General features: G+C 71.6%; 20 protein-coding genes and 2 pseudogenes. 12 read left to right on the forward strand and 10 right to left on the reverse strand.

The genetic code is table 11. The features are described 5' to 3' along the window. Positions 1-88: 88 nt before the first annotated feature. Together DFJ67_RS13900 and DFJ67_RS13905 are read right to left on the reverse strand one after the other, a co-directional pair. Entirely contained in the window at positions 89-1,108 is a 1,020-nt protein-coding gene (locus DFJ67_RS13900) for a GNAT family N-acetyltransferase (RefSeq protein ID WP_116068256.1), read from the reverse strand. Between the two features lie 72 nt (positions 1,109-1,180). Next, the gene (locus DFJ67_RS13905) at positions 1,181-2,326 is read right to left on the reverse strand and encodes a lytic murein transglycosylase (protein ID WP_239097420.1); all 1,146 of its coding nucleotides are present in this window, start codon (positions 2,324-2,326) and stop codon (positions 1,181-1,183) included. Positions 2,327-2,388: 62 nt separating this feature from the next. Here DFJ67_RS13905 and DFJ67_RS13910 point away from each other — a divergent pair, with 62 nt between their 5' ends. The 3 genes and pseudogenes from DFJ67_RS13910 to DFJ67_RS13920 all read left to right on the forward strand — a co-directional run bounded on the left by DFJ67_RS13910 (position 2,389) and on the right by DFJ67_RS13920 (position 7,188). After that, positions 2,389-2,604, forward strand: a complete 216-nt coding sequence (locus tag DFJ67_RS13910) for an FmdB family zinc ribbon protein (protein WP_116068257.1) — start codon at positions 2,389-2,391, stop codon at positions 2,602-2,604. A gap of 263 nt (positions 2,605-2,867) precedes the next feature. After that, a pseudogene (locus DFJ67_RS13915) lies at positions 2,868-5,627 on the forward strand (winged helix-turn-helix domain-containing protein); the annotation flags it as partial. A 550-nt stretch (positions 5,628-6,177) separates the two neighbouring features. Next, a complete protein-coding gene (locus DFJ67_RS13920; protein ID WP_116068259.1) occupies positions 6,178-7,188 on the forward strand; it encodes a potassium channel family protein in 1,011 nt (336 codons plus the stop codon). Here the strand turns inward: DFJ67_RS13920 and DFJ67_RS13925 are convergent, their stop codons facing one another. The 3 genes from DFJ67_RS13925 to DFJ67_RS13935 form a co-directional block, all read right to left on the reverse strand. Continuing rightward, positions 7,189-8,223, reverse strand: a complete 1,035-nt coding sequence (locus DFJ67_RS13925) for a 2-oxoacid:ferredoxin oxidoreductase subunit beta (RefSeq protein ID WP_116068260.1) — start codon at positions 8,221-8,223, stop codon at positions 7,189-7,191. It lies immediately after the preceding gene. Next, positions 8,216-10,063 (reverse strand): 2-oxoacid:acceptor oxidoreductase subunit alpha, encoded by a 1,848-nt coding sequence (locus tag DFJ67_RS13930; RefSeq protein WP_116068261.1) that lies wholly within the window; start codon positions 10,061-10,063, stop codon positions 8,216-8,218. The genes DFJ67_RS13925 and DFJ67_RS13930 overlap by 8 nt, the downstream gene beginning before the upstream one ends. Before the next feature lie 194 nt (positions 10,064-10,257). Beyond that, on the reverse strand, positions 10,258-11,691 hold the full coding sequence (locus DFJ67_RS13935) for a hypothetical protein (protein ID WP_116068262.1): 1,434 nt from the start codon (positions 11,689-11,691) through the stop codon (positions 10,258-10,260). Between the two features lie 158 nt (positions 11,692-11,849). Between DFJ67_RS13935 and ndhC the strand changes: the two genes are divergently transcribed. Beyond that, positions 11,850-12,227, forward strand: coding sequence for an NADH-quinone oxidoreductase subunit A (gene ndhC, locus DFJ67_RS13940; protein ID WP_116068263.1), 378 nt, complete (start codon positions 11,850-11,852; stop codon positions 12,225-12,227). Here ndhC and folP read toward each other — a convergent pair. Next, the gene (folP, locus tag DFJ67_RS13945; protein ID WP_116068264.1) at positions 12,224-13,093 is read right to left on the reverse strand and encodes a dihydropteroate synthase; all 870 of its coding nucleotides are present in this window, start codon (positions 13,091-13,093) and stop codon (positions 12,224-12,226) included. The two genes, ndhC and folP, sit on opposite strands and share 4 nt — an antisense overlap. Positions 13,094-13,220: 127 nt before the next feature. Here folP and DFJ67_RS13950 point away from each other — a divergent pair. From DFJ67_RS13950 to DFJ67_RS13965, 4 genes and pseudogenes are all read left to right on the forward strand, one after another. Then, positions 13,221-13,727, forward strand: a pseudogene (locus tag DFJ67_RS13950) (DivIVA domain-containing protein); the annotation flags it as partial. Positions 13,728-14,410: 683 nt separating this feature from the next. Further along, positions 14,411-14,896, forward strand: coding sequence for an SRPBCC family protein (locus tag DFJ67_RS13955; protein ID WP_116068265.1), 486 nt, complete (start codon positions 14,411-14,413; stop codon positions 14,894-14,896). Positions 14,897-14,930: 34 nt separating this feature from the next. After that, complete coding sequence (locus DFJ67_RS13960; protein ID WP_116068266.1) at positions 14,931-15,500, forward strand: DNA-3-methyladenine glycosylase I; 570 nt, start codon at positions 14,931-14,933, stop codon at positions 15,498-15,500. 22 nt (positions 15,501-15,522) lie between these two features. Continuing rightward, positions 15,523-16,104 (forward strand): hypothetical protein, encoded by a 582-nt coding sequence (locus DFJ67_RS13965; protein ID WP_116068267.1) that lies wholly within the window; start codon positions 15,523-15,525, stop codon positions 16,102-16,104. A gap of 1,211 nt (positions 16,105-17,315) precedes the next feature. Here the strand turns inward: DFJ67_RS13965 and DFJ67_RS13970 are convergent. Then, positions 17,316-18,107: an enoyl-CoA hydratase-related protein gene (locus tag DFJ67_RS13970; protein ID WP_116068268.1), complete on the reverse strand. Its 792-nt coding sequence runs from the start codon at positions 18,105-18,107 to the stop codon at positions 17,316-17,318. A 4-nt stretch (positions 18,108-18,111) separates the two neighbouring features. Beyond that, on the reverse strand, positions 18,112-18,930 hold the full coding sequence (locus DFJ67_RS13975) for a PaaX family transcriptional regulator (RefSeq protein ID WP_116068269.1): 819 nt from the start codon (positions 18,928-18,930) through the stop codon (positions 18,112-18,114). A gap of 218 nt (positions 18,931-19,148) precedes the next feature. On the opposite strand from DFJ67_RS13975, the gene DFJ67_RS13980 reads away from it, so the two are divergent. Together DFJ67_RS13980 and DFJ67_RS13985 are read left to right on the forward strand one after the other, a co-directional pair. Next, positions 19,149-19,316 (forward strand): DUF3117 domain-containing protein, encoded by a 168-nt coding sequence (locus DFJ67_RS13980; RefSeq protein WP_089253522.1) that lies wholly within the window; start codon positions 19,149-19,151, stop codon positions 19,314-19,316. A 104-nt stretch (positions 19,317-19,420) separates the two neighbouring features. Beyond that, complete coding sequence (locus tag DFJ67_RS13985; RefSeq protein ID WP_409362960.1) at positions 19,421-20,836, forward strand: leucyl aminopeptidase; 1,416 nt, start codon at positions 19,421-19,423, stop codon at positions 20,834-20,836. On the opposite strand, the gene DFJ67_RS13990 is transcribed toward DFJ67_RS13985, so the two are convergent. Next, a complete protein-coding gene (locus DFJ67_RS13990) occupies positions 20,833-21,474 on the reverse strand; it encodes an O-methyltransferase (protein ID WP_116068270.1) in 642 nt (213 codons plus the stop codon). The genes DFJ67_RS13985 and DFJ67_RS13990 overlap by 4 nt on opposite strands. Before the next feature lie 167 nt (positions 21,475-21,641). On the opposite strand from DFJ67_RS13990, the gene DFJ67_RS13995 reads away from it, so the two are divergent. Next, positions 21,642-23,036 (forward strand): S1C family serine protease, encoded by a 1,395-nt coding sequence (locus DFJ67_RS13995; protein WP_239097418.1) that lies wholly within the window; start codon positions 21,642-21,644, stop codon positions 23,034-23,036. Between the two features lie 76 nt (positions 23,037-23,112). Beyond that, on the forward strand, positions 23,113-23,535 hold the full coding sequence (locus DFJ67_RS14000; RefSeq protein WP_116068272.1) for a twin-arginine translocase TatA/TatE family subunit: 423 nt from the start codon (positions 23,113-23,115) through the stop codon (positions 23,533-23,535). Between the two features lie 4 nt (positions 23,536-23,539). On the opposite strand, the gene DFJ67_RS14005 is transcribed toward DFJ67_RS14000, so the two are convergent. Further along, the gene (locus DFJ67_RS14005) at positions 23,540-24,685 is read right to left on the reverse strand and encodes an Mrp/NBP35 family ATP-binding protein (RefSeq protein WP_116068273.1); all 1,146 of its coding nucleotides are present in this window, start codon (positions 24,683-24,685) and stop codon (positions 23,540-23,542) included. Between the last annotated feature and the right edge of the window lie 6 nt (positions 24,686-24,691).

Below are 24,691 nucleotides of genomic sequence, written 5' to 3' on the forward strand. Positions count from 1 at the left end.
GTGGGGGCACAAGGGGTGGGTCAATCCTGAATGGAACAGCAATCCAGGGCTGTCTAACAGCCCTGGATGGCGATCACGTGTCGAGCCGCTAAACGCCGTGCTCGAGGCGGCGCAGGATGTCGGCCAGGTCGGCGCCGTATTCGTACCACTCGCGGTCGGGTTGGAAGCCCAGCTCGGCGTTGACCTTGAGCATCGACTCGTTGGCCTGTGCGTTCCAGGTCTGCACCTCGGCGAGCTTGGGCTCGGCCGAGCGCAGCTCGAACAGCATCCGCGCCTTGATGGCCCGGTCGATGCCGTAGCCGCGGTGGTCCTGGACGACGATCGTGTCGTATTGGTCGGCGCGGGTGGGGTGTTGGGCCGGGACGACGACCTCGGTCAGCCCCGCCACGTCGCCGGTCTTCTCGTGGATGGCGAGCACGATGTAGGGCTTCATGCCCCGGCGGTGCAGGCAGTCGAGGCTCGCGCGTAGTCGTTGCGGGTCGTAGGAGCTCGGTCGTAGGTCGAGGTCGCCGTCGTCGACCTCACGCAGCTCGGCCTTGGCCTTGGCGTAGGCGTCGAGCAGGTCGTCGGGCGGGCCACCCGGGCAGAACTCGAGGTGGTAGCCGGCCCCGATGCCGCGGGCCATCTCGCCGAGCGAGAGCCAATCGACCGAGTTGAGCCGGAGCACACTGCGGGTCTCGGTGTATTCGCGGACGAAACCCACTGATTCGAAGAACGTGACAGCCGGGGTGCCGCCGACAACCTCGGCGCCGATAACGGAAAAGCCTTCGTGATAGGTCTTCCGGGCCGCCTGGGCGAGCATTTCCCGGGCCAGCCCGGCGCGCCGGGCCTTGGGGTGGATCAGCAGCTCGACCACGCCGATGTCGCCCAGGAGCAGCACGTTGGCGTGCCCGACCACCCGAGGTGGCCCGCCGTTGCCGCTGGGTTCCTCGGCCAGCCAGGAAATGCGTCGCTCACCCGGCATCGTCTCCGCGAGGTATTCACGAAGATAACTCTCTTGCCACAGTGGGTCATCCGGCAGGTCCGCCATGAGCACCGCATTCAGGCTGTCCAACATCGACCTGAGCTCATCGGCGGAGGCGGTTTTGGGATCCCACTCGCGCACCATCACCTGTCTAGCTTGCCGCTAACGGGTCCGAGGCGAAAGGCCTTAGTTCTCCAAAGTGCCGAAGCCATTACGCTACGTGCGACTCTTGGTGCCGTAGTCGTTGGCTGCGTTGAACACGTCTTGGGCGTATCGCTGCACGTCGTTGTAGCTGAGGATGGCGCCCCACCAGTCTTGGGCCTTGCTGAGGTCTCGCCCGTTTCCGCACAGATAGTTAGCTGCTGCGAGGGCTGCGTCGTCGATGTCGTGGGGATCCTTGATGCCGTCGTTGTCCGCATCCGCACCGGAAGTGGCCCAGGTGCTGGGGATGAACTGCATCGGGCCGACGGCTCGGTCGTAGGTCGGGTCACCGTCGAGTTGGCCGTCGTCGGTGTCGGTGATCCGCTGGCGGTTGCCCTGACCGTCGAGCGGGAGGCCGATGATGTGCGGGAAGGTCTGGCCGTCGGAGGCCAGCGTCGCGCCGTTGGCGGTGCCGTGTGCTGACTCGACCTTGCCGATCGCGGCGAGCGTGGTCCAGGAGATGTGGCAGGTCGGCTTGTTCTGGCCGGCGACGAGTTCGGCGTAGCCGTAGGCGCGGACCGCGGTGACGCTGATGCCGGTCTTGGTGGCGACCTGCTGGGCCCAGGTGGTGAGCACGTCGGCCGGCTGGCCGCCGCCGCCCTGCACGGGCGGGTTGGCCGGGTTGGTCGTCGCGGTCGCCGTCGGGAACCCCGGGTTGACCGGATCGGTCGGCGCGAACCCGGTCGGCAGGCCGGCACCGGGAGTGGCGCCGGCGGACGGGTCGCCGGCGGGGCTGCCCGCCGGGCTCGGGTGTGCCGCGGGTGGCGCGTTGGCCGGCAGCACCACAGCGCCGGCCACGGCGGTCACGCCGATCAGCGCGAACAGCAGCGCGCCCGGGAGGACCAGCCGCCCGCTCGGGGAGCGGGACCACCGGCCGAGCGCCGCGGAGCGGGCCTTGAGCGCGGCCCCGGCGGCGACGCCCCGGTCGGCGGGGCGCTCGATTCCGGGCGGCGGGCGCCGCGCGGGATCCCACTCGGAGCCGAGGTCAATGTCGACCTTGACGGCTGTCGATTTCGCCGCTTCAGACTTTTCGGGCTCGACTTTGACGGGTTCTGGCTCAACAGGCGCTGGCATCGCCTTCTTGTCGCCCGGCGCGCGCTGGTCGGGCACGGACGCCCGAAGCTTCGCGGCAGCCGTCGGCGACTCCTCCCCGGCACCCACGTGAAAGAGCCTACCGATCCAGGTGCCCGATGCGGCAAGGCGGAGGCCGTACCCTGTCTGGCATGCCCCGTTATGAGTTCCGTTGCCGCGCCTGCGGCAGCACCTTTGAAGTAAACCGCCCGATGGCCGAGGCGAGCGCGCCCGCGCAATGCCCCGACGGCCACGCCGACACCGTCAAGCTGCTCTCCGCGGTCTCCGTCGGCGGCCTCGGTGGCTCCGCGCCCGCGCCGGCCGCGGGTGGCGGCGGCGGTTGCTGCGGCGGTGCCTGCGGCTGCTGATCCCGGTCGGTCACCGCCTGTCGATCATCCGTTGGTCCTGTTAGGACTGACCAACGGTGCCGCAACTACCCACCAGACACCTCGTTACTCAGCCGTACAACCGCGGCCGGACACCCGCGGTTAACCCCGGCGTAGCACATTGCCCCTGGTGGGGGCGGGTTTTCGACCTTGAGCCGCGCTGGGCCACCCGAACCTACGATGCGCCGGCTGACCGGAGTGCGGCAGCATGGACCCCGACTTCCAGGGGGGCGGAGGTTTCACGCGTGCCGGGACGAGTTCACCTTCCCAGTGGTTTGGTGACTTTCTTGTTCACCGACATCGAGGGCTCGACCCGTCTTGCCCAGATGCTCGGTGCGGGTTACCGGCCGGTGCTCACCGAGCACCGGCGACTGCTGCGTGCCACGCTCGCGTCCAGCCACGGCATCGAACTGTTCACTGAGGGCGATTCCTTCTTCGTCGCGTTCGACGACGCCGGCGCCGCGCTCGAAGCCTGCGTCACCGCGCAGCGCGCCCTGGCCAACCACGACTGGCCGACGCCCGAGGCCACGCCAAGGGTCCGGATGGGCCTGCACACCGGGCAGGCGGTGCCGCTCGCCGGCGAATACGCGAGTCCGGAGGTGCACCGGGCGGCCCGGATCGCCGCCGCCGCGCACGGCGGCCAGGTGCTGCTCTCCGCCGCGACCGTGCACCACGCCGCTCCGCTGCCCGCCGACGCGTCCCTGATCGACCTGGGGCTGCACCGGCTGCGCGGCTTCGACGACCGGGAACGCCTCTTCCAACTCGTCGCGCCGGGCCTGGCCCGCGACTTCCCGCGGCCCCGCACGGTCGACGAGGCGGCGCACAACCTCCCCACCCAGGTGACCTCGTTCATCGGCCGGCAGTCCGAGCGGGCCGAGCTTTCCGCCCTGCTGCGCGACAACCGGTTGGTCACCGTCGTCGGCGCGGGCGGTGGCGGCAAGACCCGGATCGCCGTCGAGGTGGCCGGCAAGCTGGTCGACTCCTATCCCGACGGTGTCTGGTTCGTCGACATCGCCACGGTGACCGATCCGGGCCTGGTCGCGTTCGCCGTCGCCGCGGTCTTCGGCCTGCGTCCCGAGCCCGGCCGCCCGATGATCGACACCCTGGTCGACTACGCGGCGAGCAAGCGGATGCTGCTCATGCTCGACACCTGCGACGCCCAGCCCGGCGCCTCCGCCGAGGCGATCTCCCGGTTGCTCACCGGCGGCAGCGCGCTGCGGGTGCTGGCCACCAGCCGGGAACCGTTCGGCCTGCCCGGCGAGGTGGTGTGGCGGATCCCGCCGCTGTCGACCGAGCCGGCACCCGGCGGCGGGCCCAGCGACGCGATGGCGCTGCTGCTCGACCGCACGGCCGCCGCCCGTGGTGGGCGCCGGGGCGGGTTGACCGAGTCGTCGGAGCTGCAACGGGTGGTGTCCCGGCTCGACGGCCTGCCGCTGGCGATCGAGCTGGCCGCCGCGCGGCTGCGGGTGCTCTCCGCGAGCCAGCTGGCCGAGCGCCTCGATGACGTGCTCGGCACCCTCGACGCCGGCCGCGACGACGCCTTCGAGTCCACACCGATGGGTGGCACCGCCGGCAACCAGGAAGACACCGTCGACCTCAACGCGGCGGCGCTCGGCGAGGCGCGCAGCGCGCAGACCCGGGCCGCGCTCCGCTCGGCGACGCAACGGCACGCCACCATGCAGGCGACCGTCACCTGGTCCTACCGCACCCTTGGCCCACGTGCCGCCCGGCTGCTGCGCTGGCTCTCCGTCTTCGCCGGCCCGGTCGACCTGGCCACCGTCGAGTGGCTGCTCAACGACGACCCGCTCGACCCGCTGGCCGTCCTGGTCGACAAGTCGATGATCCAAGTGGAGCCGCACGGCGCGGCGAGCAGTTACCGGATCCTCGACCCCATCCGCGCGTACGCGGCCCGCCGCCTGGTCGACGCCGGCGAGGAGCGGGGCGCCCGCGACCGGCACGTCGCCTGGTGCGGCCACGCGCTACAGCGGGTGTTCCACGGCGCCGACGGCCGCCCGGTGACGCTGTCGCTGGCCGCCCTCGACCCGCTGGCCGACGAGGTGCGCGCCGCGTTGCGCTGGACCGCGACCGGCGGCAGTGCCCGGCTGGGCCTGCGGCTGGCCAGCGGCCTCGACCAGTGGTGGCGGGAGCGCGGGCTGGCCCGGGAGGGCCGGCTCTGGTTGTTCCGCCTCTACGGCCGGATCGCCGAGACCGGTGAGCCGATTCCCGACGCCGAGCTGGCGGCGGCCTACCACATGCACTCGCAGCACGCCGCCGCCGACGGCGAGTTCGCCGAGGAGCTGCGGTTCGCGCAGCGGGCCGAGGTGGCCGCGCAGCAGGCGGGCGACGCGGGGCTGCTGGCCCGGGTGATCGCCGGCCGCGCCGGCCCGCTGATCGACATGGGCCGGCTGACCGAGGCCGAGCGGGCCAGCCGCGACGTGATGGATTGGGCCAACGGCAACGGCGTCGGCAGCGAAGCGCTGGTCGCCGTGCTGAGCCTGGCCGAGCTGCTGTGGCAGCGTGGCGCCCTCGACGAGGCGGCCGAGTTGCTCGGTGCCGCCCGCCCGATGGAAGCGGCCCGCCCGGCCGAGCGGGGCCGGCGCACCGTCGACATGCTGCTCGGGATGGTCGCGCTGGCCCGCGGCGACCTGGTCGCGGCACACGACCACCTGGTGGTCGCGCTGCGCTCCCGGATGGCCTACGGATTCCGGGGCAGGGCCTGCGACAGCCTCAACGCGATGGCGGTCCGCTGCGCGCACGGCGGCGATCCGAAGACCGCGGCCAAGCTGTTCGGTGCCGCCCAGGCGACCCGCACCACGCAGCGCGGCGCGGGCGGGCTGTTCGCCGCCTACTGGTCGCGGGAGCAGGCGGCCACCCGCGCGGTGCTCGGCGACCCGGGTTTCGACACGGCATACGCGTCCGGCGCCGAGCTGACGCTCGAGCAGGCGGCCGCGATGGCGCTGGCCGTCGAGCATCCCGACCTGGCCGCGGGTTCCAGCCGGTTCGCCGCCGAACTGCCGACCGACCCCGACGTGGGCGAGCCGGCCACCGTCCTCTTCGTGGAGCCGCTCCGGCGCGCCGACATCCTGTTCGTCGACCCACCCGCACCGGCCGATCGCCACTCGACCGACCCCCGGACCGCCGAGGCCCGCCGGCCGGCGGACGCGCGGCCCGCTGACGCTCGCCGCGCGGCGGACGCCGACCGCGTTTCGGAGCCGGGTCGCCCGGCCGACCCGCAGCGGGCGGCCGAGCCGCGGCACCGCAACGACCAGCGGCACGCGGCCGATCCCAAGCGCGACGGTGAGGTCGACACCACGGTGGTGATCCGCGAGTCGCGCGCCGGTCGCTCCCGCGAGGCCGGCACCGACCCGCAGCCGCCACATCCGCGCCGGTCCCGCACCTACCGCGGTGCGCTGATCGGCGACGCCGACACCGCCGACCGCGGCCGCGAAGGCTAGCTGCCAGCGCCGTCACCGTGCGCGCTGATGCGCGTACCCCTGCTTCCCGGCCACACGCACGTGAATGGCTTGGCTATGGTGTGGGCGTGCGGGAGACGGCGTGATCCATTTTCCCCGGGTGCGCCAGAGTCCTCTGCGTGCGCTCGGCATCCGGCTGTTCGCGGCCATCGGTCTGGTCCTGCTCATCGTCCTGGTCGTGTTCATCGACCGGCGCGGCTACCGCGACATCACCGACACGCCCCTGTCGCTGCTCGACTGCGCCTATTACGCCGTGGTGACGCTCTCGACCACCGGCTACGGCGACATCACGCCGATCAGCCAGTCGGCCCGGCTGGTCAACGTTCTCGTGATCACCCCGGCCCGCGTGCTGTTCCTGATCATCCTGGTCGGCACGACGCTCGAGGTGCTGACCGAGCAATACCGCACCAACCTGCGACTGACACGGTGGAGGAAGACAGTGAAAGACCACGTGATCGTCTGCGGGTACGGGACGAAGGGGCGCAGCGCGGTCAACGTCCTCCTGGAGAACGGGATGGACAAGCGCAAGATCGTGGTCGTCGAGAACAGCCCGGCCGCGCTCCGGTCGGCGATCGCCAACGGTCTGGTCGGCGTGGAGGGCTCCGCGACCCGCTCGGCGGTCCTGCTGGAGGCACACGTCAAAGACGCCAAGTCGGTCATCATCGCCACCCACAGCGACGACGCGGCCGTGCTGGTGACGCTGACCGTGCGGCAGTTGACGGCCGGCAAGGTGCGGATCATCGCCGCCGCCCGGGAGGCCGAGAACGCGCCGCTGCTCAAGCAGAGCGGCGCACATCACGTGATCGTGTCGGCGTCGACCGCCGGCCGGCTGCTCGGCCTGTCGACCTCGGCGCCGCCGCTGATCGACGTGGTCGAAGACCTGTTGACCCCGGGCCAGGGCATGGCGCTGGCGATGCGGTCGGCCGAACGCCAGGAGGTCGGCCAGGCGCCGCGCGACCTCGACCCGCTGGTGATCGCGCTCGTGCGGCGCGGCAAGGTGGTGTCGCTGGCCGAGCCGGCCGGCCTCACCGTCGAGACCGGCGACATGCTGGTCTACGTGCGTGACGACCGGTCGGCGTCGCTCAGCCAGTAATTACAGGATGGTCCAGGTGTCGCCGCTGGTCAGCAGCCCGGCGAGTTGCTCCTCGGGCGTGCCGGTCGCCTTCGCCACCGCGGTCTCGGTCTGCGTGCGGACCCGCTGGTCGTAGGACGGCCGCTCGACCTTGCGGAGCACACCCATCGGCGTGTTGCGCAGGTCGAGACCGGGCAGCCGGGACAGCGCGAACGCGTAGGCCGGCTCGGCGACCGTGGCGTCGTGCACCACGATGTCGGCCGGGTCGACCGTCGCGGTCTCGCGCACCTCGAGGCCGAACCCGCCCGGCGGGTGCACCACGCAGCGCTGGCCTTCGGCGCCGAAGGTGATCGGCTGGCCGTGCTCGAGCCGGATCAGGTATTCGTCGCGGGTGGACGGATCCTTGAGCGTCTCGAACGCGCCGTCGTTGAAGATGTTGCAGTTCTGGTAGATCTCGACGAACGCGGAGCCCTCGTGCTCGGCCGCCGCGCGCAGCACCGACTGGAGGTGCTTGCGGTCGGAGTCGATGGTGCGGGCCACGAACGTCGCCTCGGCGCCGAGGGCCAGCGAGAGCGGGTTGAACGGCGAGTCGGCCGAGCCGACCGGCGTCGACTTGGTGACCTTGCCGAGCTCGGAGGTCGGCGAGTATTGACCCTTGGTCAGGCCGTAGATCCGGTTGTTGAACAGCAGGATCTTCAGGTTGACGTTGCGGCGCAGCGCGTGGATCAGGTGGTTGCCGCCGATCGAGAGCGCGTCGCCGTCACCGGTGACCACCCAGACCGACAGGTCGGGGCGGCTCACCGACAGGCCGGTCGCGATCGCCGGCGCCCGGCCGTGGATCGAGTGCATCCCGTAGGTGTTCATGTAATAGGGGAAGCGCGACGAGCAGCCGATGCCGGAGACGAACACGGTGCGCTCGCGCGGGATCTGGAGCTCGGGCATGAAGGACTGCACGGCGGCCAGGATCGCGTAGTCACCGCACCCGGGACACCAGCGGACCTCCTGGTCAGACTTGAAGTCCTTCTGGGTGAGCTTCACTGCGACGGGATTAGCCATTTTTGACGACTTCCTCGAGCATTGACTCCAGCTTCGCGGCCGTGAACGGCAGGCCGCTGACCTGGTTGTAGGGGATCGCGTCGATCAGGAAGCGCGACCGGATCACGTGGGCGAGCTGGCCCAGGTTCATCTCCGGAATGACCACCCGGTCGTAGCCGCGGAGCACCTCGCCGAGGTTGGCGGGCATCGGCGAGAGGTGCCGCAGGTGTGCCTGGGCGATCGGCAGGCCGCGGTGGCGCAGGGCCCGGCAGGCGGCGCCGATCGGGCCGTAGGTCGAGCCCCAGCCCAGCACCAGCGTGCGCGCGTCGCCATCGGGGTCTTCCACCTCGATGTCGGGCACCGGGATCGCCTCGATCCGGGCGGCCCGGGTGCGCACCATGAAGTCGTGGTTGGCCGGGTCGTAGGAGATGTCGCCGGTCTTGTCGGCCTTCTCCAGGCCGCCGATCCGGTGCTCGAGCCCCGGCGTGCCCGGGATCGCCCACGGCCGGGCCATGGTGACCGGGTCGCGCAGGTAGGGCAGGAAGCTCTTGCCGTCTTCGCTGTTGGGCTCCGTCGCGAATTCGACCCGCAGGTCGGGCAGCGTGTCGACGTCGGGCAGCAGCCACGGCTCGGACCCGTTGGCGACGTAGTTGTCGGACAGCAGGATCACCGGCGTGCGGTAGGTGAGGGCGATCCGGGCCGCCTCGATCGCGGCGAAGAAGCAGTCGGACGGCGACCGCGGCGCGACGACGGCGACCGGCGCCTCGCCGTGCCGGCCGAACAGGGCCATGTTGAGGTCGGCCTGCTCGGTCTTGGTCGGCATGCCGGTCGACGGGCCGGCCCGCTGCACGTCGATGATCAGCAGCGGCAGCTCCAGTGCCACGGCCAGCGAGATCGTCTCGCCCTTGAGCGCGACGCCGGGGCCGGACGTGGTGGTGATGCCCAGGCTGCCGCCGTAGGAGGCACCGAGCGCGGCACCGATCGCGGCGATCTCGTCTTCGGCCTGCATGGTGGTGATGCCGAAGCGCTTGTGCTTGCTCAGCTCGTGCAGGATGTCGGACGCCGGGGTGATCGGGTAGGCGCCGAGGAACACCGGCAGGCCCGACCGCACACCGGCGGCGACGAGGCCGAGCGACAGCGCCTGGTTGCCGGTGATGTTGCGGTAGGTGCCGGGGCTCATCTTGGCCGGCTTGACCTCGTAACGTACGCCGAAGTCTTCGGTCGTCTCGCCGAAGTTCCAACCGGCCTTGAACGCCGCGATGTTGGCCGCGACGAGCTCGGGACGGGCGGCGAACTTGCGCTCCAGGAAGCGGATCGTCGACTCGTAGGGTCGCGAGTACATCCAGGAGAGCAGGCCGAGGGCGAACATGTTCTTCGCGCGCTCGGCGTCTTTCTTCGAGACGGCGTGCTCGGCGAGGGCGCCGATCGTCATCGAGGTCAGCGCGACCGGGTGCAGCGCGTAGCCGTCGAGCGAGCCGTCTTCGAGCGGGTTCTCCGCGTAACCGACCTTGGTCAGGTTGCGCTTGGTGAACTCGTCGGTGTTGACGATGATGTCGGCCCCACGCGGCAGGTCGCCGACGTTGGCTTTGAGTGCGGCCGGGTTCATCGCCACCAGCACGTTGGGCGAGTCACCCGGCGTGAGGATGTCGTAGTCGGCGAAGTGCACCTGGAAGCTCGAGACACCGGGGAGGGTGCCGGCTGGAGCGCGGATCTCGGCGGGGAAGTTGGGCAGCGTCGAGATGTCATTTCCGAGCTGAGCGGTCTCCGAAGTGAACCGGTCGCCGGTGAGCTGCATGCCGTCGCCGGAGTCGCCAGCGAAGCGGATGACCACGCGATCCAGTTGACGGACCTGTTTGGCCACGAGTAGCTGACCTCCTTGCCGGACGGCGGCGGCGGGGTCGCTCGTCGTTGGGCCGTCCCGCTCCATGTTGTGTCTTGGAAAAGCGTACGTCCCGGGAACAGCCTTTCCACGTACCGGGTCCCGCCCGGTGAGACGACCTTCTCACTTAGGGGTCAGGCTTACCTTACTTGTGAGCGAAAGCACTGCTCGGCGGCCTAATCAACCGCCGGCACGTCGAGTTGCGTCGTGCTGTCGTCTTCTATACGGCGGCGTAGCGAGGTGGTCGCCAGCGTTATCGCCAGGACCACCAGCAGGACCGAGACGACCACCAGGGCCAGCGCGGTCTTCTGCACCCCGCTCAGCCCGTCGCGGTTGTCGGCCACCTTGGCGAACCCGCCGATGGTGCCCTGCGAGGCGGTCGGGCCGACCGCGCCCACCGGGGTCGGCGACGGCGTGGCGGTGGCCTCCGTGGCGGTGATCCGGAAGCTCATCTGCACCTGTTTGGTGCCGTTGCCCGAGGTCAGCGTGCCGAACACGGCTCCGGACAGCGGCGCGAGGCGCTGCGCGTCGAGGGTCGCGACCAGCGGCAGCGTGGTGGTGACGGTCTGGCCACCGCCCAGCCGGCCGAGGTCGCAATGGGTGCGCTCACCGGCGGCCGCGCAACCGTTCGGCTGGGCGGCGACGGTCACTCCGGCGGGGAGCAGCACCTCGACCGCGCCGGCCGACGAGCCGTCGCCGGTGTTGCTGAGCTTGACCTCGAGGTTGGCCGGCTGGTTGGGCGAGCCGAAGGCGACCTCGGAGGCGGCCAGGCTGATCCCGGCCACCGGCGGACCGGGTGGGAACAGCACGGCGAAGCCCTGGTTGTCGCTGACCGTGCCGAGGTCGGGCCGGCCCAGCGCGCTGGCCGTGACGTCGATCGAGCCGCCCAGTGGCATCTTCCGCCAGGCGTCGCCGGCCACCCGCACCCGGACCGAGGTGGAGAAGCGCAGACCCGGACCGACGATCCAGGAGCCGCAGACGTAGGTGCGACCGGCGGCGGGCGCACACCCCGGCGTGCCGGCGTCGGTCACGCCAACCGGCAGCGTGTAGCGCATCGCGACCTTTTCGACGATCGAGCCGGTGTTGGCCACCATCACCCGCAGGTCGGCGCGGGTGTTGGAGTGCGACCAGTAGGACCGGCCGAGGGTGATGTCGTTGGTCCAGACCAGGGCGCCCAGCTTCGGCTTCTGCCCGGGCAGCACGGGGCCGGGCTGGCCCGGCGGCTGGATGGTCGGGCCCGGGCCGCTGGTTGGCGGGTCGGGCGGCGCCGTCGTCGGCTCCGGGTCGGCGGTCGCCTCGCCGGTCGGCTGCTCGGTCTCCGGATCGGTGGGCGGCGGCTCGGTCGTCGGCTCCTGCGTCGGCTCGACGGTCGGTTCGGCGACCGTCGGCGGCGCGTCGGGCTCGGTCGTGCCCGGGTCCGGGTCGGTGCCGGTGTCACCCGGGTCGCCACCCGGGTCGCCACCTGGGTCATATGCGACGACCACACCGGTCGGGCCGTTGGCGCCCGCTCCCATCGACGGGACCATCACAACGAGCGCCATCACCCCGGCCGCGATCAGGCCGGCAGCGATCGCGCGCAGGAGTGCGAACGCGCGCCGTCTGCTCGACATGGCACCTCCGGCCTTCGTTGGGGTGCTTCATTATTCGGCGATAGTTGCTTCCTGACACCAGTTGGGTCGGAAACAAAACCGTAACTACCGCCGCTCCGCTGACCAGCGCAGACTTATCGGTCGGGACGAATAACCCGAACGGCGGTAGAGTCCCGGCCATGACGGGTTACCTCGGGTCCTACGTGACGCTGGGGCTCCTGCTGGTGGCCAGCGTCTTGATCTTCGTCGGCGCGTTCACCGCCAATCGGCTGCTCAGCCCGGCCGACCCGGCCGAGCCGGCGGGCAAGCGCCAGACCTACGAGAGCGGCGTCGACCCGGTCGGCGGCGACTGGGCCCAGGTGCAGATCCGGTATTACGTCTACGCATATCTTTATGTGCTTTTCGCGGTTGAGGCCGTTTTTCTCTTTCCGTGGGCAGTCGTGTTCGACCGGCCCGGCTTCGGCGCGACCACCGTGGTGGAAATGGCCATTTTCGTGGCGGTCCTGGCGCTCGGCATCCTCTACGCCTGGCGCAAGAAGATCCTCAACTGGACCTAGGCGAGTCCGCGGCGGGAGACCGCCGGCGGGCGGTCGCCGCGGATCGACGACACGGTGTCGAGCACCCGGCGGGTCTCCCGCACCTGGTGCGCCCGGAACAGCCGGGCGCCGAGCCAGGCCGAGACCGCGGTCGCGGCGAGGGTGCCCTCCAGCCGCTGGTCCACCGGCAGGTCGAGGGTCTCCCCGATGAAATCCTTGTTGGACAGTGCCACCAGCACCGGCCAGCCGGTCGCCACCAGGTCGCCGAGCCGGCGGGTGAGCTCCAGCGAGTGCCGGGTGTTCTTGCCGAAGTCGTGCGCGGGGTCGACGACGATGCCGTCGCGGCGTACCCCCAGATCGGCTGCCCTCCGCGCGAGTGCGGTGATCGTCGCGACCACGTCGGCGACCACGTCGTCGAACGCCGCCCGATGCGGGCGCGTGCGTGGCCGCAGGCCGCCCGCGTGGGTGCAGACCAGCCCGGCACCGGTCGCGGCGGCGACCTCGGCGAGGTGAGGGTCGGCGCCGGCCCAGGTGTCGTTGATCAGGTCCGCGCCGGCCGCGACCGCCTCGGTGGCGACCTCGGCCCGCCAGGTGTCGATCGAGATCACCGTGTCGGGAAAGGCGGCGCGCACCGCGGCCACCGTCGCGACCGTGCGGGTGATCTCCTCGACCGGATCGACGTGGTCACCCGGGCCGGCCTTGACCCCGCCGATGTCGATGATGTCGGCGCCGTCCCGGACCGCGGCCTCGACCGCGCGGAGGGCGGCGTCCGCGGCATATGTGGCGCCGCGGTCGAAGAACGAGTCGGGTGTCCGGTTGACGATCGCCATCACCACGAGGTCGGTCGGGCCGAAGGTCCGCGGTCCCAGCCGCAACTCGCCCGACATGCGCTCTCCTCGTGTCGCCATGGGTCCTCCGGCCGCCGTAGGACGTCCGGCTTGATCCTTGCCCGCGAAGGTGGACGACGGGGTGGCGGGGTCGACCCTCCCGGCCCGACATGCCACGATCGGGCGTATGGGTCAGCTACTCCTTATTGTGGTCGTGGCGGTCACCGTCGCGGCGGTCGTGTTCGGCGTGACCGTGTTGGTCAGCGGGCGCGACGCCGGGCTGCAGCCCGCCGAGCCCGACGGGCGGGCGTTGCCGCTGCCTACGACCCGGCCACTGCAGGAGACCGACCTCGGCGAGGTGCGCTTCGACCTGGCCACCCGCGGTTACCGGATGGCACAGGTCGACCAGGCGATGCGCCGAGCCGCCTACGACATCGGTTACAAGGACGAGCTGATCGGGGTGCTCGAGGCCGAGGTCAACGCGTTGCGCGAGGGCCGGGTGCTCGATGCCGACGCGCTGCGCCGGGCCCGCGAGGCGGCACAGGCCCCCGCCACGCCGCCGGCGGTGGCGACCGAGCCGGCCAAGCGAGGGTGGACCGAGTTCACCCGCCCGGCTGAAGATGACGAAATCGCGACCGAGCCGGAGGCGGCCGAAGCGGCCCCGACCAGCACCGGCGAGCCCGCTGCCGACCCTGCCGCCGAGCCCGTGACCGCGCCGGCCGCCGACGTGGATTCGTCGGTCGAGAGCGCGGCCGCGCCGGTCGAGGCGGAGCCCTTGGAGCCGGCCGCCGACGACCGCGCCCCCGAGACCGCGGGCGCGGACAAGGCTGCTCAGCGGGCCGCTGCCGACCGGTCCGACGCGGACCAGCCGACCGCGGACCCGCAGCTCGGTGACCGTGCCTCTGCCGACTCGCAGCTCGGTGATCGCGGCTCTGCCGACGCGCAGCTCGGTGACCGTGCCTCTGCCGACTCGCAGCTCGGTGACCGCGGCTCTGCCGACCCGCAGTTCGGTGATCGCGGCTCTGCTGACCAGCCGCTCGGTGACCGCGGCTCTGCCGACCAGCCGCTCGGCCACCAGGCGCCCGCCGGCCAAGCGGCCGCTGGTCAGCCGGCCACCGAGGGCGCAGGCAGCGCGGATCCGGCCAGCGCCGAGGCCCTCCAGCCGGCGGAGGAGGCGGTCGCGCCGGTCAAGGCGCGCACGCCCGCGCGGCGCACCGCAACCCGGACATCTCGCCCGACCAAGCGCGCCACGGCGGCGGCCGACCAGGGCGATGTGGGTGCTTCCGCAGAAGACGCTGATTCCGCCAAACAGCTCGACGAGGCCGAAACCTCCGCGGTCGTCGCGACGCCGACGGAAGACGCGGGGTCGGCGCGCCGATGAGCGAGGAAGACCTGCGCGAGGCCGCCCAGCCCGGCGCCGGAGAGGTCACCGCGACGGTCATCATCAAGGCACCCGCCAAGCAGGTGTACGAGGCCTTCACCGCCTGGCGCCGGCAGGGCGAGTGGATCCCGTTCACCACGGTCCGGGTGGTCTCCGGCGACGGCGGCGAGGGCACCGTGATCGAGGCGGTCACCGCGCTCGGCCCGGCCGTCCTCCGCGACGAGTTCCGGGTGGCCCGGCTCGACCCGCCCTACGAGGTGCGGGTCATCCACCAGGGCAAGCTGCTGCGCGGCCCGGGCGTGCTGCGCTGCACCCCGATGGGCACCGACCGCACGCAGGTGGTCTGGCACGAGTGGTTCCACCTGCCCGGTGGCGCCGCCGGCCGGGTCGCCTGGCCGCTGCTCTGGCCGGGTTCGAAGCTGAGCCTGACCCAGGCCCTGAAGCGCTTCGCCCGGCTGGTCGAGGCGGGCCGGCTGCCCTGAGATTTCGTCGTACCCCACTCATAGGGTTTCGCTCGTGACAGACCTCGTGATCGGCGCCGACGGCAAGGCGCGCTGCCCGTGGGGCAGCAGTCCCGACTACCTCGACTACCACGACGCCGAGTGGGGCCAGCCGCTGCGCGGCGACGATCACCTCTACGAGCGGATGACGCTGGAGGCGTTCCAGTCGGGCCTGTCCTGGCTGACCATCCTGCGCAAACGGGAAAACTTCCGGAAGGCGTTCGGGCGGTTCAAGATCAAAACCATCGCGGCCTACGACGACAGCGACGTCGCCCGCCTGATGGCCGACACCGGCATCGTCCGCAACCGGCAGAAGGTCGACGCGGCGATCAGCAACGCCCGCGCCGCGCTCTCGGTCGAGGGCGGGCTGAGCAAGCTGCTGTGGTCCTACGCGCCGCCGCCGCGGCCACACCGACCGCGCTCGGGCGCCGAGGTCCCGGCCACCACGCCCGAGTCCACGGCCATGGCCAAAGACCTCAAGAAACGCGGCTTCCGCTTCGTCGGCCCGACGACGGCCTACGCGCTGATGCAGGCCACCGGCATGGTCGACGACCACTTGGAGGGCTGCCACGTGCCGCCGCACTGACCAGCCGACCCGCTGTGATGGGATGGTTCGCATGGCACAGTGGGCGGTCGTCATCCCCGAGGCTCGGCTGGCGGCCGAGCGGCTCTTCCACCACGAAACGCTGGAACTCACCGACGTGGGCGACGCCCCTCGCCCACTCGCGGGCGACGAGGTTCTGGTCATCGCGGAGGCGCAACCGCCGCAGATCGTCGCGCTGGGCCGGGTCGCCTCGGCCGCCGGCCGCGCCGACGACGACCCCGACAACGCCGACGTGGCAACGCCCGGCCCGGTCGTGGTCACCTACACGCGGCGATTCTTCGACGACCCCGCCGCGGCCGCCGAGCTGACCCCGGCGGGCCCGGTCACACCGCTCGACAGCAACACCTTCGCGACCCTGACCGCCCGCGTAGCCCCCGCCGTCGACAACCGCACCTGGCTGGTCAGCCTCGACCTGCCGATCGAAGCCCCCAACCCGGCCGAGGCGGTCCGCCTCTTCTGGTCCTACGTGATGGACCTTGGCCCGCGCGAGCTGCCCACCTATGTCTCACCGTCTGACGACGAGCTGGCGATGCAGGCCTTCGTCCTCGGCGAGGAAGCCAACCAGGACCCGGAAGAAGAGGACTAGGGCGCGTCCCGGATCAATGATTCGAGCACCTGTCGGTGCTACCCGCGAACCCTAGGTTCGGCGGTTCCGTGGCCTATGAGCAGGCTGACGGCTACGGGCTGGCGACCGCCCACGTGGCTGGTCGGCACGTCCATGGGCGCCGCATGGTCACCGGCGGGCAGCCCGCGCCGCCGCAGACGCGGCCCAGCGGCGGCAGTGCCCGGGCCCGTCTGATAACCGGCCGCGTGCGGACGGCGGCCGGGTCGCGTCACTGTCAAACGCCCGCACCGCGTGCTGGTCGACAAGGCCTACTCATCCCTGACGATCGTTTCGACAAGGTCCGCGCCATTTAGATTGCATAATCGAAGGCACTTGCGGGGCAGATTTCCCGCTGTGGATCGGGGATAATTGATGCATGCGGCAGCTCCAGTTCTTCACTACGAAAGAGCTAGCTGCCATGCGCGATCGCACTGCGGCGCGCAATTATTCGGCTGCGGGTGAAGAGTTTCGTCGAGAGCATCAGCGCCATCGCGCCTGGGGGTTGACCCGACGGCACGCCGAGCGTCTGCGCCGTGCCGCTGACCGCGACTCCCGCCCTCCGGCTGCCGGCGGAAACTCTCCAGAGGCTGGCTACCCGGCAGCTAACCGCGCGGTGCGACCGACCACGGGCCCAGACGTAACGGCAGGTCAGCACCACTCGGGCGGTGCGGCGCCGGCGAACGCATCGTCGAAGCTTGCCGCGGAGGCGTCGACCGGGCCCGCCGGAGTTGCGCAGTCGCGGCCAGCGGGATATGCGCCGACGTCCCTGGCCGAGGCCACCGCGGGGCAGCCGGCGGCAGAGGCGTCGACCGGGCCCGGGGGAGTTGCGCTTCCGCATCCACCAAAGAGCAAAACTAAGCTGGCAAGGGATTATCGCAATTGGCCGCGATGGCGTCGATCAACCGACCAAAGACGCCTTCTCGCGCGCGGCGAGAAATGTGCCGTCGAGGCCCAGCAAAAGAGGTTCCGGCGTTCTCAACAAGATATCTACTATCGCGCCCGACCGGGAGCGCACCTTCGCGGCCCACCGGATGAGGACGGTCAAGGCCGGCCCTGCTACGACCGACCGCATCGCCGGCAGGCGCCGGTCCGGGGCGACACCTCGGGCACTCCAAGCCCGCCCCGGGCGCGTGATCCTTGTTGGCCACCCGACGAAAGGTCGCGGCTCGACCATCCGGCGCAGAGCGACGGACCTAGCGGCCTTCGAAGGTTGGCTTGCGCTTTTCGACGAAGGCGACCGTGGCGTTGCGGTGGTCGGCGGTGGCGCCCGCGATGGTCTGGGCCTGGGCCTCCGCGGCCAGCGCGTCGTTCAGCGTGCCCGCGTCGCCGACTGAGAGTTCGCGCTTGATCGCGCCGTAGGCCACCGTCGGGCCTGCCGCCAGTCGGGCCGCCAGGGCCTGTGCGGCCGGCAGCACGTCGGCGTCGGCCTCGACTACCCGGGTCAGGAGGCCCAGCCGCTCGGCCGCCTCGGCCTTGACCGGCTCGGCCAGCATCAGCAGCTCGATCGCCTTCGCGTGGCCGACCAGGCGGGGCAGCGACCAGGACAGGCCGGTGTCAGCCGCCAGGCCTACGTTGGCGAACGCCATCAGGAACGAGGTGCTCGGGCCGCCGATCCGGAAGTCGGCCAGCAGCGCCAGGCCGGCGCCGGCGCCGGCGGCCATTCCGCCGACCGCGGCGATCACCGGCTTGGGCATGCTGCCCAGCTTGGAGGCGATCGGGTTGTAGTGGCGGCGGACCGTGTCTAGCGAGTCTGACGTGCCGGACTCGAGGACGGTGACGTGCTCGCGCAGGTCTTGCCCGGCGCAGAATGCCCGGCCCGCGCCGGCCAGCACGACCGCGCGGCAGGAGCGGTCGGTCTCCAGCGCTGCCAGGGCGTCGCGGAGCGCCTCCTTCAGCGGCACGTCGAGCGCGTTCATCGCCTCGGGCCGGTTGAGCGTCAGCGTCACCACGGCGTCGGTGCGGTCGACCAGCAGCACGTCACTCACGTCTTCAGGAACCTTTCGATCGGGCGGCCCGCAGGCCCGCGTCGAGACAGCTTTCCACGTAGCGGTCGGCGGCCGGGCGCAGCCGCGTCGCGTGCCGGTCGAAGAAAGCGGCCGCGTTGCTGCCGGCCCAGCGCTCGGGCAGCAGGGCCGGCGGGAGCTGGGGATCGCGGAACAGGAAAGTGCGCCAGGCGTGCACGAGCCGGAACCGGGCCGCGTAGGCGAGTTCGTCGTCGCTGCGCGGGGTGACCTGGGACAACAGGGGGCGCTGCTCGGCCACGAACGTCTCGTAGGCGTTGCCGATCTCCTCCAGGTCCCAGGCCCGGCGGACGACGGCCATCGCGCCGGAGGTGCCGGCGGCGTGGGTCGCGGTGAAGCGTTCGTAGCCGACCCCGGTCTCGACCAGCAGGGCGTCGACGTCGGCGCCGGGGCGGGTGGCGACCCAGGTGCGCTCGTCGAGCATGCCGTAGCCGAGATAGGTCAGGTTGGCACCGAGGCGCTGGCGTTCCCGGCGGGCCGTGGGCGCCTCCAGGACGATCAGGTCGAACCGCCCGTCCCAGCCGGCGCGGTTGGTGCGGTAGATGCGGGCGGCGGCCTCGTCGAGTCGCCTCGCGGCCTTCGACGTGATCAGATAGCCCGGCCCGGAGGTCAGCCGCAGCGGGTGTAGCCAGCCTTGTCGCACCATGCGGGACACGGCAGTCCGCACTGCGGGCGGTGCGATGCCGAGGGGAGCGAGCAGACGCACCAGGGCGGCAACGGGGGCCCTGCCGCCACGCGGGCGCAGGTAGTCACCGTAGAGGTCGAAGAGTGCCGACCGTGCCTGCATGACCGCACATTGTGACAGCCACTTTCAAGATAAGCTAGATGCTGTCACATCAATACCGCCTCGGTTTGGGTCCAGCGGTGGTTATCAGGGAAAATCATTGGTCGGCGCCCTGCGAGGCGCCCTCGGGTAATACGGTGCCACGGGCCGTAGCGTGGTGCCGCTGTAACGAAGTGGCTGTGGGATAACCCACCACCCTGGCGAGTCTGAGGGGAGACAACATGGCGGCGATGAAGCCGCGGACGGGCGATGGTCCGCTGGAGGTCACCAAGGAGGGCCGGGGCATCGTGATGCGGGTTCCGCTGGAAGGCGGAGGGCGGCTCGTCGTTGAGATGACCCCTGACGAGGCCAACGCGCTCGGTGACGCACTGAAGACCGCCGCCGGCTGACGTCCGACTGCGCCCGCCGGCACGCCCGCACTGGGCTGCCGGCGGGCCTCCTTGTTCTCCGAAGCGAGACAGCACAGCAACAGCACAGAGCCCGGGAGGCCGGCGTGCCCACAATCAGATTCATCGACACCGCAGACGCCGACGCTGACACGATCGTCGTGCCCATCCGGGCCGGCGCGCCGCTCGCCGAGGGCCTGCCCGACGACGTGGTCGCGATGGCCGCGACACACAGCGGCAAGCCGGGCGCCGTGGAGGTGCTGCCCCGCCCGACCCAGCGGCCGTCGAAGGTCCTGCTGGTCGGCGTGGGTGAGGGCGCGAGCGGCTGGCGGGCCGCCGGCGCCGGCCTGGCCCGCTCGACCGCCCGCACCGCGTCGGTCACCGTCGCCCTGCCGACCGCCGAAGACCCCGACATCCGCGCGTTCGCCGAGGGCGTTCTGCTCGGCTCCTACAAGTTCCGGCTCGCCGCACCGCGCGCCGACGGCCCGCCCGAGCTCGCCGAGGTGCTGCTGGCCGGCACGCCCGACGAAGCCGCGCTCGCCGCCGCCCGGGCCACCGCGGCCGCCACCACGCTGGCCCGCGACCTGACCAACATGCCGTCCGACGTGAAGACGCCGCAGTGGTTCGCCGAGCGGGTCACCGAGGCCGCGGCGGCGTACCCCGGCTTGACCGTCTCGGTTCGTGAGCCCGCGCAACTCGAGGCCGAGGGCTTCGGCGGCATCCTGGCCGTCGGTGGCGGCTCGTCGCGCGGTCCCCGCCTCGTGGAGATGTCCTGGGCACCGGAAGGCGCCACCCAGCACATCGTGCTGGTCGGCAAGGGCATCACGTTCGACACCGGTGGCATCTCGATCAAGCCGCGCGACTCGATGAAGCTCATGCGCAAAGACATGGGCGGCGCGGCGGCCATCATCGCCGCGACGATCGGCGCCGCCGCGCTCGACCTGCCGGTGCGGGTCACCGCGCTCGCCCCGCTCGCCGAGAACATGGTCAGCGGCTCGGCCTACCGGCCCGGCGACGTGATCCGGCACTACGGCGGGCGCACCAGCGAGAGCAACAACAGCGACGCCGAGGGTCGGCTGGTGCTGGCCGACGCGCTCGCCTACGCGGTCGCCCGGCTCGAGCCCGACCTGATCGTCGACCTCGCGACGCTGACCGGGGCCAACTCGGTCGCGCTGGGCAAGCGCACCGGCGCGCTCTACAGCGACAACGACGCGCTGGCCAAGGCGCTCGCCGACGCCGCGACCGACGCCGGTGAGCAGGTCTGGCGGATGCCGCTGCCGCCCGACTACCGCGACTTCCTCAGCAGCGACGTGGCCGACCTGAGCAGCATCGCCTCCGAGGGCGGCGCGGGTGGCGTGATGGCCGCGCTCTACCTGGCCGAGTTCACCGGGCCGCTGCGTGACCGCTGGGCGCACATCGACATGTCGGCGCCGTCGTGGGCCGATTCAGACAGCTCCGAGCTGACCAAGGGCGCCACCGGCTGGGGCGTACGCACGCTGCTGCGCTGGCTGGCCAGCTTCTAGCGGCGGACGGCGGTGAGCAGGCCGGCGCCGGTGGGCAGCAGGGCGGGCACCCAGTCGTCGGCGTCGCGCAGGTCGCGGACCACCTCGCGGATCAACACGGTCTCGGGGTCGCGGGCGGCCGGGTCACCGATCCGGCCGCCGGCCAGCGCGTTGTTGACGGCCAGCACGCCGCCGGGCCGCAGCAGCCGGCCGGCCGCGGCGACGCAGGCCGCGTATTCGGTCGGGTCGGCGTCGACGAACACCAGGTCGTATCCGCGGTCGGTGAGCCGGGGCAACACGTCGAGCGCACGGCCGGTGATGATCCGGGTGCGCGACGGCGCGAAGCCGGCCTCCTGGAAGATCCGCCGGGCCACCCGCTGGTGTTCGTTTTCCACGTCGATCGTGGTCAGCACCCCGTCGGGGCGCATGCCGCGGAGCAGCCAGACCCCGCTCACTCCGGTGCCCGTGCCGATCTCCACCAGGGACCGGGCGTTGCCGGCGGCAGCGAGCAGCCGCAGCGCCGCGCCCGAGCCGGGCGACACGCAGGGCAGCCCCACCTCCTCGGCGAGCCGGCGCGCGGTCTGTAGGACCAGGTCCTCCGGCGGGTACGCGTCGGCGAACTGCAGCGCTTGCGCTGTGGCCGGGCCGGCGGTGCCCATGGGTGAACCTCCGTGCGGGGGGAGCGGGGGGACCGGGTATGAGCGTAGAACCCACCGTCGGTGTTGGATGGACGGGCGGGTGGTGAGGCGTTCGGCAACTTCTGAATGCTCTTCAGCTATCCATGCAATCCTTGAGTCGGGGTAATGGGCGGCGATCGGGAGGCGATGTGACCGACGGCTGGAATTGGCAGCAGCCCGACGGCGGCCGGCCCTCGGGCCAGCCCGGCCCTCGGCCCATGCCGCCCAGCTCCGGGGTCCCGACCAGCCCGATGCCCTACAACCCCGGCCCCGCGCCGTTCGGCCCGGCGCCGTCCGGTCCCGCGCCGTTCGGCTCGCCGCCGTCCGGTCCTGCGCCGGCCAGCCCGTGGTGGTCCGACGCGCTCGGTGACCCGTGGCGCGACCCGCACGCACCGGCCGCTGTCGTACTGCAACCCACCGTGACCGGCGCCGCCGAGCCCGAAGCAGTCGTCGACCCCGACGCGCCGAAGCCGCCCGGCAACCGCTCGGTGCTGCTCGTCGCCGTGGTCTCCGCGCTGCTCGCAGGCCTGCTCGGCGGCTCGCTCGGCTATGCGTTCGCGGCCCGCAACGGGATCGGTGGCGGCCGCACCGCGCTCGGCGGCAACGGCGCCTCGCCGCCGGCCGCGGCCAACCGCCCGCCCGACTCGCTCGCCGGCGTCGCCGCGCGGCTGCTGCCCAGCGTGGTCACCGTGCGGGTGGCGTCGAGCAGCGGTTCCGCGCTCGGCTCCGGCTTCGTGGTCTCGGCCGACGGTTATGTGATCACCAACGACCACGTGGTCGAGGGCGGCGGCACGCAGACCTTCACGGCCGTGTTCAGCGACGGCAACACCGTGTCGGCCAAGCTCGTCGGGCAAGACCCGGAATCCGACATCGCGGTGATCAAGCTGGCCAAAGACGGCCTGACGCCGGTCCAGTTCGGCGACTCCGACGCGATCGCGGTCGGTGACCCGGTGCTCGCGATCGGTTCGCCGCTGGCGCTGGCCAACACGGTCACCTCCGGCATCGTCAGCGCCGTCGACCGCACCATCCAGGCCGGCGACCCGGGCGGTCCGGTCCGCTACTACGCGGCGATCCAGACCGACGCGGCGGTCAACCAGGGCAACTCGGGCGGTCCGCTGGTCGACGCCGGCGGCCGGGTGATCGGCGTCAACGCGGTGATCAAGTCGCTGGCCGCCGACGAGCAGAGCGCCGGCAACATCGGCCTGGCCTTCGCCATCCCGATCAACCAGGCGAAGCGGGTGGCGCAGGACATCATCGACACCGGCAAGGCCCGCCGCACGGTGATCGGCGCCAAGGTGACCAGCGGTCGCACCACCGGCACCGGGGTGCGGCTCGACTCGGTCGAGCCGGGCGGCCCGGCGGAGTCCGCCGGCCTGCGGGCCGGCGACGTGGTGACCCGGATCGACAAGCACCCGCTGGAAGAGGCCATCGACCTGATCGCCCTCGTCCGCAAATACGCGCCGGGCGCTGTCGTCACGGTCGAGTTCCGGCGGGGCTCGGAGACCCAGACCGCCTCAGTGACCTTGGCCGCAGACGCTCAGTAGCCGCCCTTCCGGGCCGTTCCCTTCCGGCGCGCGCCGCGCGTATGGTTGCGCCGGGGATTGCAAGAGGGAGGCCCGGGTGTTCGAAAACCTCAACTGGTGGGAGATCGGTCTCCTGGTCCTGGTGGCCCTGTTGATCTTCGGTGACAAGCTGCCCAACGTGATCAGCGACGGCCTCAAGATGGTCCGCAACCTGCGCCGGATGGCCAGCAACGCGACCGGTGACCTGAGCCGTGAGCTCGGCACCGACATCCAGCTCGAAGACCTGCACCCGAAGGCGTTCATCCGCAAGCACCTGATGAGCGAGGAAGAGCAGGAGTCGCTGCGCAAGCCGCTCCAGAAGATGTTCGAAGACGCCAAGTCTGACCTCAGCGGCGTGCACCAGGACCTCAAAGACGTGGCACAGGCCGCCGACCTCAAGTCGGCGACCCGCAAGCCGGTCACCGACACGCCGGCGGCAAGCGCCCCGCCGCCGCGCCGGTCGTTCGACGACTACACGTAAGGGTTCAGCGCCCCGCGGGGCGCAACCCGAGCGACTTGCCGATCAGTGAGTCGCGGCGCACCGCGAGCCGGTCGGCGATCGCCGAGATGGCCTGTGCGGCCGGCGCGGTGGGCTCTGACAGCACGATCGGCAGCCCGGCGTCGCCAGCCTCGCGGACCCGGGTGTCGAGCGGGATCTGACCCAGCAGCGGCACCTCCGCGCCGAGCGTGCGGGTCAGCTTCTCCGCGACGACCGCGCCGCCGCCCGAGCCGAAGATCTCCATCCGCTCGCCGGTGGGCAGCTCCAGCCACGACATGTTCTCCACGACGCCGATCAGGCGCTGGTGTGTCTGCAGCGAGATCGCGCCGGCCCGCTCGGCGACCTCGGCCGCGGCGAGCTGCGGCGTGGTGACCACCAGGATCTCCGCGTTGGGCAGGAGCTGGGCCAGCGAGATCGCCACGTCGCCGGTGCCCGGCGGCAGGTCGAGCAGCAGCACGTCGAGGTCGCCCCAGTAGACGTCGGCCAGGAACTGTTGCAGCGCCCGGTGCAGCATCGGGCCGCGCCAGACCACCGCGGCGTTCTGCGCGGTGAACATGCCGATCGAGATCACCTTCACGCCGTGCGCTTCCGGCGGCATGATCATGTCTTCCACCCGGGTGGGCTTGCCGGCCGCGCCCAGCATCCGGGGCACCGAGTGGCCGTAGATGTCGGCGTCGACCACGCCCACCGAGAGGCCGCGGGCGGCCAGCGCGGCGGCCAGGTTGACGGTGACGCTGGACTTGCCGACGCCGCCCTTGCCGCTCGCGATCGCGTAGACCCGGGTGCGGGAACCCGGCTGGGCGAAGGGGATCACCGGCTCGGCGCCGCCGCCGCCGCGCAGCCGGGTCTGGAGGTCCTGGCGCTGCTCGGGGCTCATCACCCCGAAGTCGATCTCCACGCCGCGCACCCCGGGGACCGCGGTGACCGCATTGGTGATGTCGGTGCGCAGCTTGTCACGCAAGGGGCAGCCGGCGACGGTGAGCAACAGCTCGACCAGGACCAGCCCGTCTTCGTCGATGTTGAAGGATTTGACCATGCCCAGGTCGGTGATCGGGCGGTGGATCTCCGGGTCTTCGACGGTGGCGAGGGCTGCCTGAATGGCTTCCTCACGAGACGTGGCAGGCGCAGACATGGTGCA

Origin of the sequence: Asanoa ferruginea, from assembly GCF_003387075.1 — a bacterium.
GTDB lineage: Bacteria > Actinomycetota > Actinomycetes > Mycobacteriales > Micromonosporaceae > Asanoa > Asanoa ferruginea.